This window comes from uncultured Serinicoccus sp. (assembly GCF_947487915.1).
In the GTDB taxonomy this organism is placed as follows: domain Bacteria; phylum Actinomycetota; class Actinomycetes; order Actinomycetales; family Dermatophilaceae; genus Ornithinicoccus.
Map to the genome: position 1 here is coordinate 184510 of NZ_CANKYH010000008.1, position 18117 is coordinate 202626.

The window sequence follows — 18117 nt, forward strand, 5'->3', positions numbered from 1 at the left end:
ATGCGCAACCCGGTCCAGGACTACCTGGAGCACATCGTCGACCAGTGTGGCGCCGCCGGAGGCGAGGTCGCGGCCTACATCCCCGAGCTCGCGGCCGCCGACCCGGACCGGTTCGCGCTGTGCCTCGCGACCGTGGACGGCCAGGTCTACGAGGTGGGGCAGGCCGAGCACCGCTTCAGCATCCAGTCGATCTCCAAGCCCTTCACGTATGCCCTCGGGCTGCACGACCAGGGCCTCGAGACGGTGGCGCGCAAGGTCGACGTCGAGCCCTCCGGCGATGCCTTCAACGAGATCAGCCTGGCCCCGGGCAGCGGCCGGCCGAAGAACCCCATGATCAACGCGGGCGCGATCACCGCGACCTCGCTCGTCGGGGGGGAGGACGGGCAGGAGCGGTTCGGGCGGGCCCTGGACTGGTTCGGCGCCTTCGCCGGGCGTGAGCTCGAGGTGGACGAGGCGGTCTACGGCTCCGAGCTGGCCACGGCGCACCGCAACCGCGCCATCGCCCACATGCTCCGGGAGTTCGAGATCCTCGAGGACGACCCGGAGGAGGTGCTGGCGCGCTACGTCCGGCAGTGCTCCATCGCCGTCGACACCCGCGACCTCGCGCTGATGGCCGCGACGATGGCCAACGGCGGGCGGCAGCCGCGGACCGGACGGCAGCTGCTCGAGGCCCACCTCGTGGAGCACGTGCTCTCGGTGATGACGACGTGCGGCATGTACGACGCCGCCGGTGACTGGGTGAGCGCGGTGGGTATGCCTGCCAAGAGCGGGGTGAGCGGCGGCATCATCGGCGTCCTGCCGGGCCAGGTCGGGGTCGCGGTCTTCTCGCCGCGGCTGGACGCGCACGGCAACAGCGCCCGGGGGGTGGCGCTCTTCGAGCGGATGTCGCGGGACATGGAGATGCACCTCATGCACGTCAGCCGGGGGTCGCGCAGCGCCTTGCGCAGCAGCTACTCGCTGCAGACCGCGCGCTCGCGGACCCGGTGGCAGGGCGCCGACGAGGAGGTGCTCGACCGCGTCGCCGGTCGAGCCCGGGTCTACGAGCTGCACGGCGACCTGCTCTTCTCCGGTGCCGAGTCGGTGGCCCGGACCGTCGTGGAGGACGCCCCCGAGGTGGCGGTCTTCGACCTCACCCAGGTCAACGAGATCGCGCAGGTGAGCCGGGTGACCCTGCTGGCGCTGCGGGACCGGCTGCGCGAGGTCGGAGCAGAGGCGGTGGCCGTCGACCCGGCCGGGGTCTTCCCCGACCCGGACGCGGGGACCGAGCTCGCGTCGCCGATCTTCCCCGACCTGGCCTCGGCGGTGGAGTGGTGCGAGCGCGAGCTCATCCGCGCGCATTGCGGGCCCCGCCCGGAGCCGGACCCGGTCGAGGACCACCCGCTGATGCGGGACCTCGAGGCGTCGGCGGCCGAGGCGGTGCGCGCGGCGATGACCCGCCGGGTGGTGCCGGACGGGGAGACGGTCCTCGAGGCCGGCGGCCCGTTCGCCGGGGTGCACCTCATCGTGCGCGGTCGCGCCGAGGCGCTCGGGACGGGGCCGGACGGGCAGTCGGTGACGCTCGTGACCATGGGCCCCGGGACGTCCTTCGGGGAGCTGGCCCTGGGGACCGACGGCGAGCAGCAGACGACGATCCGGGCGGTCGAGGAGCTGGAGCTGCTCGTGCTCACGGCGGAGGACCTCGCCCGGCTCGCCGACGAGGACCCGGTGGTCGGGGTCCAGGTGTGGCGCGCCATCGCCCGCGACGGCTACCGCGTCGCCGACCGTGCCCTGCGCCGCGGCGCCATCCGCGCCCGCTGAGCCGCACGCTCGTCCCCGGTACCGGACGCGCGGTCGTGACGCGACGCGCGGTCGTGCGGCGGCCGGTTGTCCACAGACGGTGCACAAGGTGTGGAGAACGACACCCGTGTAACTTCCGCTGGCGGGCTGGCTGCCCTCGGAGCGATGAGAGATGCCGCCCGGCAGGGTCCACCATCAGAGACCACCAGCGCAGGGCACACAGACGGGGAGAAGCATGAGCGACCTGACCGATCTCGTCGAACGACACGTGCGCGAGGGCGCAGCACCGGGGATCGTGGCCGCGCTCGGTGATGCCGGGGGACACCTCGAGGTCGCGGCGGCCGGCGACCTCGACACCGACGCCGTCGTCCGCATCCAGTCGATGACCAAGCCGGTCGTGGCCGTCGCCGCCCTGCGCCTCGTCGCGCGCGGCAGGCTCGGCCTGGACGACCCCGTCGACCGCTGGCTGCCCGAGCTCGCCGACCGTCGGGTCCTGCGCGCCCCCGGTGCGGCGGTGGACGACACCGTCGACGCCGACAGCCCGATCACGGTGCGGCACCTGCTCACCTGTACGAGCGGCTACGGCGTGGTCCTGGACGACACACCGCTCCGCCGGGCGATGGCCGACGCCGGGGTCGAGGCCGGCCCCGAGCCGGTCGCGCTCACGGCCGACGAGTGGCTGGCGGCGCTCGCGAGCCTGCCGCTGGTCGCGCAGCCGGGGCGGACGTGGCGCTACCACCACTCCTTCGGCGTCCTCGGGATCCTGCTCTCCCGGGTCGCCCAGCGGCCGCTCGGCGAGCACCTGCGCGACGACCTCCTGCTCCCCCTCGGCATGACCGACACCGGGTATGCCGTCCCCGCCGCCCGCGCGCACCGGCTTCCCGCGGCATACCGTCGGCTGGAGGACGGCGGGTTCGTGCAGGTCGAACCGGCCGGCGCCGGTCACTACGTCGCCGGGCAGACCGCCGACCGCAGCCACGACGAGCTGGTCTCGACCCTCGCGGACTACGCCGCCTTCGCCCGGATGCTGGCGGCCGGGGGCGTGCACGAGGGCGCGCAGGTCGTCGACCCCGAGCTGCTCGCCGCTCTGCGCACCGACCAGGTGCCGGCCGCCGCCAAGGACCCGGCGGGCTTCTTCCCCGGTTTCTGGGAGAGCTCGGGCTGGGGCTACGGCGTGGGCCTCGAGGTGGGCGGCGAGCACGCCGGACGGTTCGGCTGGTCCGGCGGCCTCGGCACGGACTTCTGGGTCGACCCCGACACCGGCAGGTATGCCGTGCTCCTCACCCAGGTGGAGATGGGCCCGGCGGCCTTCCTGCTGCTGGCCGACGTGCAGACCCTCTGAGCACCGCGGTGCCTCCGGTCCGGAGCGGCGAGCTCGGGACGGGGCACCGGCAGGCGGGCCGGAGCCCGGCCCGCTACCCCTGGGCGACGCCGTAGACGTGCTCCACCCGGAGCCGGACGACGAGGCGCCGGTCAGCCACCATCGCCCGGCGGTAGTCGTCCCAGTCGGGGTGCTCGCCCTGGGCGTCGCGGTAGAGCGCGACGAGCTCCTCCACCGTGGCGTCGTGCTCGTCCTGCGCGGTCGGCGAGAGCTCCACCGTGCCCTGGGCCACGGCGTACGACCAGCCGCTGGCGCTGGTGACGAAGAGGCTGGAGCGCGGGTCGCGGCGCAGGTTGGCGACCTTGGCCCGACCGTCGGTGGTGGAGACCCGGACGAGCGAGGCCTCCGGGTCGACGACGTAGGTGACCAGGGAGAGCTGCGGCTGGCCGTCGCGCTTGATCGTGGTGAGCGCGCCGTTCGAGCCGGCGACGAGGATGTCACGCAGGGCCGGATCCATGTCCCCATCATGGCCCGCCGCGGTGCGTCACGGCCAGGGCCTGCGGCCTGGGCACGTCTCGTCTCCTCGCGGCGCCGAGACACCTCGGCTCCGGGGCGCGTAGGTTCGCCGGCATGCACTCCTTCCACCTCGCGCGGGTCCCGGCCCGGGTGGGTGCGCGGGCGATCGCCCGGCCCCCGGAGGACGTCCACGGCCTGCGGCACGTCGAGGTGATGGCGACGATGACGCTGGGCGCGCCGGTCGTCTCCCCGCAGCGCCTGCAGGTCCACCGCCTCGCCGTCTTCGCCCGCTGGGAGGACGAGGCGGCGCTGGAGCGCTTCCTCGCGGCGGACCGGCTCGGGCGCACCCTCGCCGACGGGTGGCACGTGCGGCTGGAGTTCCTGCGCCGGTGGGGGCAGGTGCGGCGGCTGGGCCCGCTGCCGGAGATCGCCGGGCGGTCCGACCCCGCCGAGCCGGTCGTCGCCGTGACGGTGGCACGGATGCGGGTCCCGGAGGTGCCGCGCTTCGTGCACTGGGGCCGGCCGGTCGAGCGCCAGGTCCGCGACCACCCCGCTGCGACCCTGGCGCTGGCGGCATACCGCCCGCCGCGCACCGTCTCGACCTTCTCGGTATGGCGCAGCGCCCGCGAGATGACCGGCATGGTCCACGGCCGCGACGCGTCGGCGGACGGCCGGCACGGCGGCGAGGTCGGCGGGCGGCACGCGCGGGCCATGCAGGAGCGCGAGCGGCGAGACTTCCACCACGAGTTCACCACCCTGCGCTTCCGGCCGCTGTCCGAGCACGGCACCTGGGACGGGCGGCGGGCGCTGCCGTCCTGAGGGCACGCCCGCCCGTCGGGCCGCGTGGTCCGCCGGAGGTGTCGCGATGGCCGCGGTCTCACGCGTCCCGTCGGCCCCACGAGCATCAGCGCGCGGAGAGGTGTCCATCCGCCGGGGTTATTTCTGCGCGTCAGCGCGATTTCCCCGTCGTCCGGTGCCGACGCGACGCCTGATGCACGAGAGGTCCGGCCGCGGCCTGCCACGGCTCTGCCTGTGGACGACGGCGGCCGGCCTGCCTCGGATCCGGGCATCCTGGCGCGATGGAGGGGGACGTGATGACGGTGCTGGGGAGCCTCGGCCATGTCGCGGCCACGGCGGACCTGGCGGCGCTGGGCGTGGGGCCGCGCGAGACGCAGGCGCTGGTGCGGGCCGGTGTCCTGGTGCGCCTGCGCCGCGGCACCTTCGTCGAGGGACCGGTATGGCGTGCGGCCGCACCCTGGAACCGGCACGAGATCCGGGCCCGGGCGGTGCTCCGGACGTTCGGTCCGGGTGCCGCCGTGGCGCTGAGCCTGCACAGTGCCCTGGTCACGCAGGGGTTGGGTGTGCACGGGGTCGACGACCGGGCGCACCTGTGCCGCACCGACGGTGGGAGGTCCTTCCACGACGCCGTCGTCGTGGTGCACCGCCGCGTGCCCAGGGAGTTCGTGGTCGACCTCGAGTGCGGGCCCGCGGTGCAGGTCGCCCTGTCCGTCCTGCAGGTGGCCGCCCGGTTCGGCGTGGAGTCCGGGCTGGTCAGCGCGGACGCGGCGCTGCGGGAGGGCCGGGCGACCCGCGCGGAGCTGGACGGTGCGCTGCCGGTCCTGGGCGGTGGCCGTGGGCAGCTGCGCGCCGCTCGCACGGCCGAGCTCGCGTCGGCGTTGAGCGAGTCCGCGGGGGAGTCCCGGACCAGATGGCTGCTGCTGACGCTCGGCCTGCCGCTGCCCGAGCAGCAGGCCCAGGTCGTCGACCGCGACGGGCTGTTCGTGGCGCGGGTCGACTTCCTCTACCGCGCGGAGAAGGTCGTCGTGGAGTTCGACGGGATGCTGAAGTACGCCGACCCCGAGGCCCTGCGGCAGGAGAAGCGCCGCGAGGACCGCCTGCGCGAGCTGGGCTACGAGGTCGTCCGGCTCACCTGGGCCGATCTCGCCGACCCGCGCGTGGTGGAGCGCAAGCTCCGCGCCGCGTTCGCCCGGTCCCTCGCGCGCCGGGGCTGAGCCCGCCCTCGCCCGGAGCCTGAAGCCAGCCCTCGCCCGAGGGCTGAAGCCCGCCCTCGCCCGGGGGCTGAGCACGACACCTCGGCGGCGGAGCGGCATACCGCCAGTCACAGCAGGCACGCCGGCACCGTAGTGCGGAGACGTGCACCGATGCCGGGGATATATCCCGTGCTTCTGCACATGTCCTCGCACGATGTGACGCCTGTGACGAGAGAGCGGCGTGGGGCAGCCGCCCGGCCCAGGGTGCTCGCCCGGGTCAGGCAACCCGCAGGCCCGCCCACCGCGCAGCCCCCAACCGTAGGTCGGGTACTGCAGCCAGCTTGCGGGCTGTCCTCCCCGTCCTGCTGACGGCCGTATGCCGTGCGGTCCATCAGGTGCGCCACCGGCAGCATCGCCTCGGTGCCGCGGGCGGGGTGGGACCCGCCGACCGTCCCGAAGTCGTCGCACCCCGACTACCCTGGGCACCGCACGGCATACGACCTCGGAAGGTGAGTGATGGACACCGTCCACCGCAGCCGCGACGGCAGCGTCCACGTCACCGACGAGCGCATCAACACGATCTCCCACCTCGTCGGCTCCTGCTTCGCGCTGCTGGGATCGGCGCTGCTCATCGCCCAGGCGGCCGCGACGGGAGACCCGTGGCGCATCGTCGGGCTGTCGGTGTATGCCGCCTGCCTGGTCACCCTCTTCGTCGCCAGCACCGCCCACCACGGCCTCGACCGCGGCCCTCGGGTCAACGAGCTGCTGCGCACGCTGGACTACACCTCGGTCTTCGGCCTCATCGCGGGCACGGTGACGCCGATCGTGCTCGTCCTGGAGCGCACCGTCGCGGGGTGGGCGGTGCTCGGCACGGTCTGGGGCATCGCCGGGATCGGCATCGCCGCACGCTCGGTCTGGACCGATCTGCCCAAGTGGGTGACCAACACCCTCTACATCGTCCTCGGCTGGATGCCGGTCGTGCTCGTGCTCACCGGCCTCACCCTCCCGCTGGGTGCGTTGGCGCTCATGGCGGCCGGCGGCGTGGTCTACAGCGTCGGCTTCGTCATCTTCATCCTCGAGCGGCCCAACCCGGTGCCGGGGGTCTTCGGCTTCCACGAGATCTGGCACCTGCTCGTCATGATCGCCGCGGCGCTGCACTTCCTGCTCATGTACGCCTACGTCCTGTGAGCGCCCGCCTCGTCCCCGTCCGGCGGCACACCGACCCGGCCGCGCGGGTGCTCGTCCTGCACGGCGGCCAGCAGCACGGCACCGACCCGACGACCTGGCGCCAGCTGTCGGTGCTGCGCAGCCGGGTCCTCGCCTCGGCGCTCGCCCGGGCCGGCGGCCCCCACCGCGTCGACGTCGTCCTCCTCCGGTATGCCGTGCGCGGGTGGAACGACGGCGCGCCCCTGCGGGACGCCCGGTGGGCGCTGGGTCGGCTGCGCGAGGAGGACCCGGCGCTGCCGACCGGCCTGCTCGGCTACTCCATGGGCGGCCGGACCGCCCTCCGGCTCGCCGAGGAGGTCGAGACCGTGGTCACCGCCGCCGCCTGGGTCGACCGGGCCGACCTGCCGCTGCTGCGCCCGCCTCGGGGTGGGCGGGTGCTCATGCTGCACGGGGCACGCGACGAGGTGACCTCGCCCGAGGGCACGCTCGCGGCCGCCGAGCGGCTGCGCCGGCTGGGGGCGGACGTGCGGGTGCGCACCGATCTGGACGATACCCACGGCCTGGTCCGGCACGCCCCCACCTGGCACCGGCTCGCGTCCGACCACCTGGTCGGGGCGCTGACGGGCTCGACGCGCGAGCGGCATCCCTGAGCGGCATGATGAGGTGATGCACCACACCGCCGGCGTGACCGAGATCTCCACCAAGCTGGTCGTCAACGGCGCGCCGCAGGAGCTCACTCACGACGTGCGGGTGACCCTGCTGGACGCGCTGCGCGACCACCTGGGGGTGACCTCGGTCAAGAAGGGCTGCGACCACGGCCAGTGCGGCGCCTGCACCGTGCTGGTCGACGGTCGCCGGGTGGTCTCCTGCCTGTCGCTGACGGCCTCGCTGGACGGCGCGGAGGTCGTCACCGCCGAGGGGCTCGGGCGCCCGGACGACCTCAGCGACCTCCAGCAGGCCTTCGTCGACCGCGACGCGCTGCAGTGCGGCTACTGCACACCGGGGCAGGTGTGCTCCGCTCAGGCGATGCTCGCCGAGGCGGCCGCCGGTATGCCGAGCCACGTCACCGACCCGGACGCGCTCGCCGACCCGGACGCGGTCGTGGACCTCACCGACGAGGAGATCCGGGAGCGCATGAGCGGCAACCTGTGCCGGTGCGGCGCCTACGTCAACATCGTCGCGGCCATCCGCGACACCGCGTCCGGACGGGCGCAGGCCGGGGAGGAGCCTGCGTGAGGCCGTTCACCTACGAGCGCGCCACGAGCGTCACCGACGCCCTGCGCCGCAGCGTCTCGGCGTCCACCGACGGGCAGCGGGCGGCATACCTCGCGGGCGGCACCAACCTCGTCGACCACCTGCGCCTCGGGATCCGGGAGACCGACCGGCTCATCGACGTCAGCCACCTCGACCTCACCGAGGTCGAGGAGCTCGAGGGCGGCGGCGTGCGGATCGGTGCGCTGGCCCGCAACTCCGACGTCGCGGCCCACCCCCTGGTGCGGACCGCGTTCCCGCTGGTCAGCGCGGCGATGCTGGCCGGCGCCTCCGGGCAGCTGAGGTCCATGGCCACGATGGGCGGCAACCTGCTGCAGCGCACCCGCTGCGTCTACTTCCAGGACGCCTCGACCCCGTGCAACAAGCGCGAGCCCGGGTCCGGCTGCTCGGCGATCGAGGGGTTCGGCACCTACAACGCGCTCCTCGGGGCCTCGCCGTCGTGCGTGGCCGTGCACCCCTCCGACCTGTGCGTGGCGCTCGCGGCGCTCGACGTCACCGTGGTGGCGCAGGGTCCGCTCGGCGAGCGGCGCATCGACTTCGCCGACCTGCACCGCCTCCCGGGCGACCGACCCGAGGCCGACACCACGCTGGAGCGCAGCGAGCTCATCACCTCGATCGAGGTCGCCGGGCCGGGCTTCGCGCGCCACTCGCGCTACCGCAAGCTGCGCGAGCGCGCGTCCTACGCCTTCGCCACCGTCTCGGTCGCCGCAGCCCTCGACGTGCGGGACGGCCACGTCGCCGACGTGCGGATCGGTCTCGGCGGCGTCGCCCACAAGCCGTGGCGCGCGCACCGGGCCGAGGACGCGCTGCGGGGCGGGCCGGCGACGCCCGAGGCGTACGTCGCGGCCGTCGACGCCGAGCTGGCGCCGTCCCGGCCCGGGGAGGACAACCGCTACAAGGTGAGCCAGCTGCGGCGCGTCGTCCCCGCCGTCCTCCGCGAGCTCACCGACCACCGGCAGGGGGAGCGCGGATGAGCGAGGCGGCCATGGAGGACGCCCGCGACCGCGCCCGCGTCGATGCGCCCCTCAAGGTGGCGGGCCTCGCGCCCTACGCTTATGAGCACGCGACCGACGGGGCGCTCTTCCTCGCCCCGGTCCTGGCGACCATCGCCCGGGGCCGCATCACCGGCATCGACGACGCGGCGGCCCGCGCGGTGCCCGGCGTGCGGCTGGTCCTCACCCACCAGAACTCCCCGCGGATCGGCCCGACGCTGCCGACCCTCGCGGTGCTGCGCCGGCCCCGAGTGCGCTACCGCGGGGAGATCGTCGCCGCCGTCGTCGCGGAGAGCCTCGCGACGGCCCGGCACGCCGCGTCGCTGCTGAGCATCGACTACGCCCCCGAGGACGCCGCCACCCGCCCCGACCCCGACGGTCCGGACGTGCGCGAGCTGCGGCGGGTGATGGCCATCTACCCCGGTCGGCACCGCGACGGGGACGTCGACGGCGCGCTCGCCGGGGCGCGGCACCGCGTGCAGGGGACCTATGCCACGCCCGTCAACCACCACAACCCCATCGAGCCGCACGCGCTGACCGCCCTGTGGCACCGCGGCACCGGCCGGGTCCCCGGCCCGCGCACGACGCGGCTGACCCTGTGGGACACCAACCAGGGGGTGCTCGCACCGCAGGGCGTCGTCGCCGGGGCCTTCGGGCTGCTGCCGACCCAGGTCGAGGTCGTCTCGCCCTACGTCGGCGGGTCGTTCGGCACCAAGGGGGTCCCGCACCCGCACACGGTCGCCACGGTGATGGCCGCCAAGCTGCTGCCGGGCCGCCCGGTGAAGGTCGCGCTCACCCGCCCGCAGATGTTCGCCGGCACCGGCTACCGCCCCGAGACCCGGCAGCGGGTCGCCCTGGCCGCGGACGACGAGGGCCGGCTCACCGCGATCGACCACGACGTCTTCGCCCCCGTGTCGCGGGTGATCCCCTGGATGGACCCCAGCGCCGGCCCCACGCTGTCGATGTATGCCTCGACCACCCGGCGCACGGCATACCGCACCCAGGACCTGGACATCGCCCCCGGGACGTTCATGCGCGCCCCGGGGGAGTACACCGGCATGTTCGCCCTGGAGACCGCCATGGACGAGCTGGCGCACACGGCCGGGCTCGACCCGGTGCAGCTGCGGCTGCGCAACGAGCCGGGGGCCGACCCGGAGTCGGGGCGGCCGTGGAGCAGCCGGCACGTCACGACGTGCCTGACCGAGGGCGCCCGGATCTTCGGCTTCGAGCAGCAGCGGCGCGGCCGGCGCGAGGGGGAGTGGTGGGTCGGCCAGGGCGTCGCCGCGGCGAGCTTCCCGCAGATGTCGATGGGCCCGAGCCTGGCGCGGATCACCTTCACGGGTGGGCGCTACGTCGTGAGCATGCAGGCCAGCGACATCGGGACGGGGGCGTGGACCGTCCTCGCGCAGATCGCCGCGCAGGCGCTCGGGGTGCCGCAGGACGCGGTGGAGGCCCGGATCGGCACGACCGACGCCCCGGCAGCGGTCATCGCCGGCGGCAGCACCGGGACCTTCGGGTGGGGCTCGGCGGTCGTCGAGGCGGCCCAGGCCTTCCGGTCCCAGCACGGCGAGCAGCCGGCCGAGGGGGCGACCGCGCGGGCGCGGACGCGGATGCCGCAGGGTGTGCGCGGGGTGACTCGCATGGCCTTCGGCGCGCACTTCGCCGAGGTCGCGGTGAGCGAGATCTCCGGGGCGGTGCGGGTGCGCCGGATGTACGGCCACTTCGACGGCGGCCGGATCATGAACCCGCGCACCGCCCGGAGCCAGCTCATCGGGGGGATGACCATGGGCATCTCGGGCGCGCTCTTCGAGGAGTCCTACCGCGACCCGCGCTTCGGCCACGTGGTCAACGGTGACCTGGCGGGCTACCACATCGCCGCGCACGCCGACGTGGTCGACCTGGAGGTCGGCTGGGTCGGCGAGCCGGACCCGTGGATGGGCGCGACCGGCGCCAAGGGCATCGGCGAGGTCGGGATCGTGGGCGTGCCTGCGGCCATCGGCAACGCGGTCTTCGACGCGACCGGGGTGCGGCTGCGGGAGCTGCCGTTCACCCCGGGCAAGGTTCTCGAGGCCTGGGAGGCGCTCGGGGGCTGAGGGCCAGATGGTCGGGACCCCCGCCCCACCGTCCTCGGAGGTCGCTCAGAAGTCGAAGGCGTGCTCCGAGCCCCCGCCCCCGGGCCGGTATCGCTGCAGGCGCACCCGGCGGGCCAGGCGGATGACCGGCCGGATGAGCATCTGCGCCGAGCCGATGACGAAGAGCCAGGTGCCGGCGGTCGCCGTCGACTCGCTGAAGAAGAGCACGCTGCCGACGAGGAACCACAGCCCGATGAGCACGTCGTTGGCGATGCTCAGGGTCTCGAAGCGCTGGCGGACCACCAGCTCCTCGCGCCCGAGGTGCAGGACCAGGTCGTCGTCGCCGGAGCCGTCCGGGTGGCGCGGGGTCATTCCAGGGACTCTAGGAACTGTCCCCCCCGGGCGGCGCGCCGACCCGCCCGGGTACCCGCAACCTGCGTCGCCCACCCGCCGTCGGGCAGCGACGCCGTGCACCCTCTGGCGTCCGCCCGGCACACGCTCTAGCGTGTGATCACCTCCCAGCGAAGGAACCCTCATGAGCCGACAGCCGTGGCCGCGCCTCAAGGTGGCCGACTGGACCGACACCCGCGACACCCTCCACCTGTGGACGCAGATCGTCGGCAAGGTGCGGATGGCCTACGCCCCCCTGGTCAACCACTGGTGGCAGGTCACCCTCTACGTCAGCCCGCGCGGCCTCACGACGGGGACGGTCCCCACGCCGGCCGGGGCGCTCGACATCGAGCTCGACCTCGTCGAGCACCGGCTGCGGATGCGGCTGAGCACCGGGGCGGAGGAGGCCTTCGCCCTCGAGCCCATGCCGGTCGCGCAGTTCCACGCGCAGACCCTGGCTGCGCTGGAGCGGCTCGGCCTGACGCCGCGCCTCCAGGCGACCCCCAACGAGGTGGACCCTGCCATCCCGTTCGCGGAGGACTACGAGCACGCGACATACGACCCGCAGGCGGCGCACCTCTTCTGGCAGCAGCTGGTGCAGGCCGACCGGGTCCTGGGCGAGTTCCGGTCGCACTTCGTGGGCAAGGTGAGCCCGGTGCACTTCTTCTGGGGGGCCATGGACCTGGCCTGCACCCGGTTCTCCGGCAGGCCCGCGCCGGAGCACCCCGGCGGCGCGCCCAACTGCGGCGACTGGGTGATGGTGGAGGGCTACTCCCGCGAGCTCAGCAGCTGCGGCTTCTGGCCGGGCGGCGGGGAGGAGGGCGCGTTCTACGCCTACGCCTACCCCCAGCCCGCCGGCTTCGAGGTCGCCGAGGTCGGGCCCGAGGGTGCTTTCTGGAGCACCGACTTCGGCCAGTTCCTGCTGCCGTACGAGGTGGTCGCCGACGCGGAGGACCCCGACGCCGCGCTCGGCCGCTTCCTGCAGGACACGTATGCCGCCGCCGCCGACCTGGGTGGGTGGGACCGGGTCGCCCTCGAGGACGACCCGGCGCGCTGGCCCCAGCACCGCCGGGGGTAGGTCGCGCTCCTGGGCCGAGGGCGTCGGCGGGCTGTCCGTCGCCGGGGCGCCGGTCAGGCTGCTCAGCTGAACCCCACGAAGCCCACCAGCCCCACGGGCCGCACACCGCGGAGACATGGTCATCTGCCGGGGATATATCCCCGGTTGCGGGACATATTCCCGCACAGTGGTGCGCGAGCGGCTGCCGTGACGTGAGTGACGCACCTCAAGGTCCGCCGGCCCGCCCCGTGCCTCCCCTGACCCGTCGAGGGCCCTCGCCAGGCCCCCGCAGAACCCCTGGTGGCTCAACCGCCGCGGCTCAGGCCCAGCTCGGCCAACGGCTCGACCGCCGGAGCTCTGCCCTGGCCTGACGCGGCCGGACGACCCGGGCTCAGCCGCCGAAGCCCCGCCCGAGGTCGGCCAGCGCGGCTCGCAGCCGCTCGACGGCCACCGGGCCGACGCCGTGCAGGGCTCTCAGCTCGTCCTCGCCGCGGTCGGCGACCGCCTCGAGGCTGGTCAACCCGGCATCACGCAGCGCCCGGGTGGCCGGGGCACCGATCTCCCGGGGTAGCGGGGTCCCTCCCGGTCGCGGCGCCCGCTCGCGGGGCGGGCCGCCGTGGTCGAGGACGGCCTCACCGCGGGGCGAGAGCCGGTAGCCGATGGCCAGCGACTCGGTGAGCCCCTTCTCCTTGAGCTTGCGGACGTCGGCCTTCCACGAGGCCGTCTCCCGCCCCAGCCGGGCGGCGAGCTCGGGCGCCCGCACCTCGGGGTGGGCGTCGATGATGCGCAGGGTGGCGCGGGTCCACGGGCCGTGCGGGGAGGCGGCGTCGAGCCGGTCCAGCCAGCCGCGGAGGCGCTCGATCTCCGCCGGGTCGGGGACCTGCTCGCGCAGCTGCGTGCGGGGGTCGGGTCCGGCATACCTCAACCCGACACGGTATGCCGTCCTCCCCGGCCGGTCGGCGAGCGCCGCCCTGAGCGCGGCCAGGCTGGCGGCCCCGGCGCGTCGCGCGTCGTCGGCGCGGAGCGCGGAGAGGGTGACCGGCTCGACCGAGGTCACCTCGACGAGCCCGACGGCGGTGCGCATCCGGGTGCCGACCTTGACCCGCGGGCGGTCCCAGCGGCGGAACGCGAGGTCGACCTGCCCGGCCCGGATCGCCGCCAGCTCGGCGGGGCGGATCATCACGGCAGGTCGCCGGCGACGTCGCGCCCGGGGTCGAAGGTGGTGGCGCCGCCCTCAGCGGCACCGACCGTCGGGCCGGGGTCGGTCGCCGCGAGCCACTCCACCAGGGGACGGACCTGCTCCCATCGGCCCCGCACCTCGTCGACCAGGCGCGGGGTGGTGACGACGTCGCCGTCCTCGACCCACCGCATACCGGTCAGCGCCTTGTGCCGGAGCAGGGCGATCCGCTCGTGCTCGCGGTCCCACCCGCGGGGGGCGGTCTTCACCTGCTCGCCGCCGATCTCCCACCCGCCGTCGCGCAGCTGCTCGACCAGCTGCTCGAGCTGCTGGCCGGTGCCGGGGGAGTCCACGGCGGCCCGGAAGGAGCGCAGCCGCGCCGGGTCCATGCGGTAGCAGCCACCGCCGAGCATGAGCCCGTCGGCGGAGACCTGGAGGTACCACCCGGTCGACTCGGCGGCCGCGACGTAGGCCCCCTGGTGCGTCTTGTAGGGGCTCTTGTCCGGGCCGAAGCGCACGTCGCGGTGCGGCCGGAAGAGCTTGGCCGCGCCGAACTCCGGCTCGAGCTCGGCCAGCAACGCCTCCATCGGACCCCGGACGTGAGCCTCGAAGTCGTCCCGGTGGCGGGCCCAGAACTCCTTGCTGTTGTCCTCCTCCAGCCGCGCGTAGAAGTCGGTCGCGGCGTGCGGGATGCCGGTGAAGCTGCCCATGCGACCAGTGTGCCCCGTCGTGGGCGACGCCGCCCGGCCGCGGTCGGAGATATCCCGTTGCCGGGCGGGAGCGGGCCCGAGAGGGTGGGGTCCATGACCTCCAGCGACCTGTGGGACGCCGAGACGGCCGCCCGCTACGACGAGGCGAGCGCCGCGATGTTCGCCCCCGCCGTGCTCGACCCCGCGGTCGATCTGCTGGCCGGGCTGGCCGGTGAGGGTCGCGCGCTGGAGCTGGCGATCGGGACGGGGCGGGTGGGCATACCGCTGGCGCAGCGGGGCGTGGACGTCACCGGCATCGAGCTGTCCGCGCCGATGGTCGAGCAGCTGCACCGCAGGCGTCCCGACCTGCCGGTGACCGTCGGCGACATGGCGACCACCCGGGCCCAGGGCGAGTACGCGCTGGTCTACCTCGTGTTCAACACCATCGGCAACCTGTGCACGCAGGACGAGCAGGTCGCCTGCTTCGCCAACGCGGCGCGGCACCTGGAGCCCGGCGGGCGCTTCGTCGTCGAGGTGGGCGTGCCGGCCCTGCGGCGGCTGCCGCCGGGGCAGGCAGCCGTGCCCTTCGACGTCAGCGAGGAGCACGTCGGGTTCGACACCTACGACCCGGTGACCCAGCGGGCGACCTCGCACCACTACTCGCGACAGCAGGACGGGTCCTACCGCTACGCCCCCCACCACTTCCGCTACGTCTGGCCGGGCGAGCTCGACCTCATGGCCCGGCTGGCGGGGATGTCGCTGGAGTCCCGCTGGTCGGGCTGGTCGCGGGAGCCGTTCACCGCGGACTCGGAGAGCCACGTCTCGGTCTGGCGAAAGGACCGAGGCGCCCACCGCTAGTCGACGCCGCGCGCCACCCGCACGACGACCGGCTCACCAGGCACCAGCGGCTCACCGGCGGCCGGGGTGGTGCCCAGCACGGTGTTGCCCCGCACACCGGGCGCGTCCTCCTCGACGATCTCGACCTCCCACCCTGCTGCCTCGATCCGGCGCCGGAGGAAGCCCAACGTCCGTCCCCGGAAGTCGTCCAGCGGCGGGATCTCCCGACGTTGGCCGATGGTGAACCACACCTCGAACCGGCCCCCGGTGACCTCGTCGGTGGTGGGCAGCACCATGACGGGACCCCGGTCGTCGGCCTTCACCTGGACGTGCCCGTTCAGGTGTTGCTCGGGACTGCTGCGGTCGACCACGAGCCAGCCGTCCACCTGGAACCACGCCGTCGCGCGCAGCTCAGGACTCGTCTCGAGCTGCTCGGCCCACTGCACCAACATCGCCTGTGCCTCCCGGCTCGGCGCCCACCGCAGTCGTCTGCCGCTGGTGCTCATCGCCCCGCTGACGGTCAGACGTTGGAGGAAGCCGCCGTCACCCGTGGGTCGTTCCACGATCAACCGCCCCACCTGGAGGTCGTCGACCGAGGCCGGATCGGCCTCTCCGTCGAGCATCAGGTCGATGCCCTTCGTCAGCAGGCGGGGCCCGATCAGTGAACCCAGCTGCAGGTCGACCTCACCCCCGACGCGGACCCGTTCCACGTGCAACCCGCCGGTACGGTCGCCCGGCACGTCCAGGTGCGCGGTGACGATGATGGGGGCATGCCCATCCAGGCGGATCTGCAGGCTGTCGCTCTCCGACTGCTCCGATCCCGCTGCCAGCTCCGGCTGCCAGACCAGCGCCATCACGCCAGCGGAATCGACCGTGCCCGAGATCACCTGGCCCGCCGTCGGTCCGAAGGACGCACTGACGGGCGTGGTGCCGTCCGGCACTGCCTCGACGATGGCACCTGCGGAGGCCCGCACCTCCAGCTTGGCCTCGACCGGGCCACAGGGGGAGTCCACCACGATCCGCACGAGCTCGGGAGCCACGGCACCCGGCCGCCGCACCCGCTGGCCGTCACCGCCGAGGAGCCGCGCCATGGGCATACCCGAGAGACCGTCCAGCCCGTCCTGCACGGTGCGTGCGTCCGCCCATCCCTCGCACGGCGCCTCCCAGGCGACCTCCCGGGCCACGCTCAGCCGTCCGGTGACCACCAGCTCGACATCGACCCCGGCCGCCAGGTCGTCCAGCCGCTGCGCGGTGAGGGTCTGCGTGGTGGGACCTGCCGGGTCCAACGCCCACCTGACCTGCGCCACCCCCTCGGCGTCCGTCGTCACGACCACGGGCGACGCGACGCCTGGGGTGAGCGAAGCCCCGGAGGCGGTGAACCGCACGGGTTCGCCGGCGACCGGCACCCCACCACGACGCACGACCACGCGGATCGCTTCGTCCAGCTCGTCGCCGGGCATGGCCTCCTGGCCGTCGCCGCCGGCGAGATCGATGCTGGTCAGCGCGGTCAGTGGTGGGAAGAGCGTGCGGCAATCCGCATCGAGAGTCCACGCGCCGCCGCTGCGCACCAGGATGCCGAGCGTCGCCTGGTGGTGCACCGTCCCGGCCGGGGCCTGGGGTCGCGGGGTCCCGCCGTCCGTCGGCCAGTCGATGGTGCCCTGCCGGACCGCGGTGCCATGTCCGAGCCGCACGGTCCGTGCCGGGATGAGCCAGTAGTCGCCGACCGCCGGCTCACCCCCGGCAGGGAAACGGACCGTGATGCCGCCCTCCAGGTCATGGGTCGCGCTCGACAGCGCGCGTGGCCCACCGTCCCAGCGGCGCACCACGGGCGCCCTGCCCAGCGCAGCCACGGACGTCGGGGCTCCGGCTGACCACGCCACGTGGGCGACCAGGTCCACCACGGGGCCCACCGTCGCCAGGTAGCCGGGCACCCCGCGCAGCTGTCGGTCGGCGGAGGTCACCTCGACCAGGTCACCCTCACGGACCGAGAGCGTCTCGTCGCGGCCCACGCGATCCATGGTCAGGGCGGAGTCCATCCCGGGCTCCGGGCTCGACGCCAGCGCGAGTACCCCCGCCGTGACGGACCCGTTCTCCCGCGACCACACATACCTCGGCGTGGCGCCCGCCTCGATGACCTCCACGCGGTAGAGCTGGTTGTCCAGCAGCGTGTAGCCGCCGCCACTCGAGATCTCGCACGGGTCGGCCCCGGGAGCGGCCTCGCGCAGCCCGGCCGCCATCTGCCGCGGCACCCGCGGGACGGGTTGGATCTGCGAGCACACCTGCGCACCGACGGCGTGCAGCCGCACCTGCCAGACCGTCTGCTCGCGCACTGCGGTGTCCGGCCCGCCGAGCGCGGACTCCCGTAGCCTCGGGTCCTCGTCGGCGCTCACCATCGTGTCGAAGACCTCCAGGTAGGCCGCCCACCGGCCGTCCCCACCGCCCGGCTCGGCCAACCCCGGGTCCGCAGCCACCCCGGCCCCGATGGTGCGCAGGTGCGGCTGATCGGCCAGCGACCAGGCTCCTGCGCCGGCGGGGTTGTCCTCGTCCGGCGCCGACTCGGCGAGGACGCCGTCGACGTAATACCGCCCCGGCGTCACCCCCAGCCGCTCCCACGGCACCCCGGTAGGAACGCTGGCATCGGAGACATCGACCAGGGCGAACGGCCCGGCGCCACCGTCGCTGGGCAGCGGGCCGCCCGCCCTGCCCACGACGTCGTGCGTGCGCACCTCGTCGTGGTGCGCCGCGATCGAGCCCTGCTCGTTCCACTCGGCGTCCAGGAGCACGCGGCCTTGCTGCATGACCACCGAGCGGTAGCCCTGCGTGGGGTCGAAGGTCCATCGGGACAGGTCAGCCTTCATGG

16 protein-coding genes are annotated in these 18117 nt (G+C 74.4%); 11 read left to right on the forward strand and 5 right to left on the reverse strand.

The window, feature by feature from the left end:
• Both glsA and Q0795_RS12280 read left to right on the forward strand, forming a co-directional pair.
• Positions 1-1797: a glutaminase A gene (glsA, locus tag Q0795_RS12275; RefSeq protein WP_298890021.1), complete on the forward strand. Its 1797-nt coding sequence runs from the start codon at positions 1-3 to the stop codon at positions 1795-1797.
• A gap of 214 nt (positions 1798-2011) precedes the next feature.
• Positions 2012-3118: a serine hydrolase gene (locus Q0795_RS12280; protein WP_298890022.1), complete on the forward strand. Its 1107-nt coding sequence runs from the start codon at positions 2012-2014 to the stop codon at positions 3116-3118.
• Positions 3119-3191: 73 nt separating this feature from the next.
• On the opposite strand, the gene Q0795_RS12285 is transcribed toward Q0795_RS12280, so the two are convergent.
• Positions 3192-3614, reverse strand: coding sequence for a PPOX class F420-dependent oxidoreductase (locus Q0795_RS12285; protein ID WP_298890023.1), 423 nt, complete (start codon positions 3612-3614; stop codon positions 3192-3194).
• Between the two features lie 113 nt (positions 3615-3727).
• Here Q0795_RS12285 and Q0795_RS12290 point away from each other — a divergent pair, with 113 nt between their 5' ends.
• The 7 genes from Q0795_RS12290 to Q0795_RS12320 all read left to right on the forward strand — a co-directional run bounded on the left by Q0795_RS12290 (position 3728) and on the right by Q0795_RS12320 (position 11128).
• A complete protein-coding gene (locus tag Q0795_RS12290) occupies positions 3728-4432 on the forward strand; it encodes a hypothetical protein (protein WP_298890024.1) in 705 nt (234 codons plus the stop codon).
• 260 nt (positions 4433-4692) lie between these two features.
• Complete coding sequence (locus tag Q0795_RS12295) at positions 4693-5625, forward strand: DUF559 domain-containing protein (RefSeq protein ID WP_298890025.1); 933 nt, start codon at positions 4693-4695, stop codon at positions 5623-5625.
• Positions 5626-6120: 495 nt separating this feature from the next.
• Positions 6121-6792 carry a hemolysin III family protein gene (locus Q0795_RS12300; protein ID WP_298890026.1) on the forward strand — a complete coding sequence of 224 codons (672 nt, stop codon included), beginning with the start codon at positions 6121-6123 and terminating at the stop codon, positions 6790-6792.
• Positions 6789-7421: an alpha/beta hydrolase gene (locus tag Q0795_RS12305; protein ID WP_298890027.1), complete on the forward strand. Its 633-nt coding sequence runs from the start codon at positions 6789-6791 to the stop codon at positions 7419-7421. Before Q0795_RS12300 ends, Q0795_RS12305 begins: the two co-directional genes overlap by 4 nt.
• A 16-nt stretch (positions 7422-7437) precedes the next feature.
• A complete protein-coding gene (locus Q0795_RS12310) occupies positions 7438-8007 on the forward strand; it encodes a 2Fe-2S iron-sulfur cluster-binding protein (RefSeq protein WP_298890028.1) in 570 nt (189 codons plus the stop codon).
• Complete coding sequence (locus Q0795_RS12315) at positions 8004-9017, forward strand: xanthine dehydrogenase family protein subunit M (RefSeq protein ID WP_298890029.1); 1014 nt, start codon at positions 8004-8006, stop codon at positions 9015-9017. The genes Q0795_RS12310 and Q0795_RS12315 overlap by 4 nt, the downstream gene beginning before the upstream one ends.
• Complete coding sequence (locus Q0795_RS12320) at positions 9014-11128, forward strand: xanthine dehydrogenase family protein molybdopterin-binding subunit (RefSeq protein WP_298890030.1); 2115 nt, start codon at positions 9014-9016, stop codon at positions 11126-11128. The genes Q0795_RS12315 and Q0795_RS12320 overlap by 4 nt, the downstream gene beginning before the upstream one ends.
• A gap of 45 nt (positions 11129-11173) precedes the next feature.
• Here the strand turns inward: Q0795_RS12320 and Q0795_RS12325 are convergent, their stop codons facing one another.
• Positions 11174-11479, reverse strand: a complete 306-nt coding sequence (locus tag Q0795_RS12325; RefSeq protein WP_298890031.1) for a YrhK family protein — start codon at positions 11477-11479, stop codon at positions 11174-11176.
• Between the two features lie 163 nt (positions 11480-11642).
• Here Q0795_RS12325 and Q0795_RS12330 point away from each other — a divergent pair, with 163 nt between their 5' ends.
• Positions 11643-12575, forward strand: coding sequence for a DUF5996 family protein (locus tag Q0795_RS12330; protein WP_298890032.1), 933 nt, complete (start codon positions 11643-11645; stop codon positions 12573-12575).
• A 370-nt stretch (positions 12576-12945) separates the two neighbouring features.
• Here the strand turns inward: Q0795_RS12330 and Q0795_RS12335 are convergent, their stop codons facing one another.
• Together Q0795_RS12335 and Q0795_RS12340 are read right to left on the reverse strand one after the other, a co-directional pair.
• Complete coding sequence (locus tag Q0795_RS12335; RefSeq protein ID WP_298890033.1) at positions 12946-13734, reverse strand: hypothetical protein; 789 nt, start codon at positions 13732-13734, stop codon at positions 12946-12948.
• Positions 13734-14441: a DUF2461 domain-containing protein gene (locus Q0795_RS12340; protein ID WP_298890034.1), complete on the reverse strand. Its 708-nt coding sequence runs from the start codon at positions 14439-14441 to the stop codon at positions 13734-13736. Before Q0795_RS12340 ends, Q0795_RS12335 begins: the two co-directional genes overlap by 1 nt.
• Before the next feature lie 93 nt (positions 14442-14534).
• On the opposite strand from Q0795_RS12340, the gene Q0795_RS12345 reads away from it, so the two are divergent.
• Positions 14535-15278: a class I SAM-dependent methyltransferase gene (locus Q0795_RS12345; RefSeq protein ID WP_298890035.1), complete on the forward strand. Its 744-nt coding sequence runs from the start codon at positions 14535-14537 to the stop codon at positions 15276-15278.
• On the opposite strand, the gene Q0795_RS12350 is transcribed toward Q0795_RS12345, so the two are convergent.
• On the reverse strand, positions 15275-18115 hold the full coding sequence (locus tag Q0795_RS12350; RefSeq protein ID WP_298890036.1) for a DUF6519 domain-containing protein: 2841 nt from the start codon (positions 18113-18115) through the stop codon (positions 15275-15277). The genes Q0795_RS12345 and Q0795_RS12350 overlap by 4 nt on opposite strands.
• Positions 18116-18117: the final 2 nt, after the last annotated feature.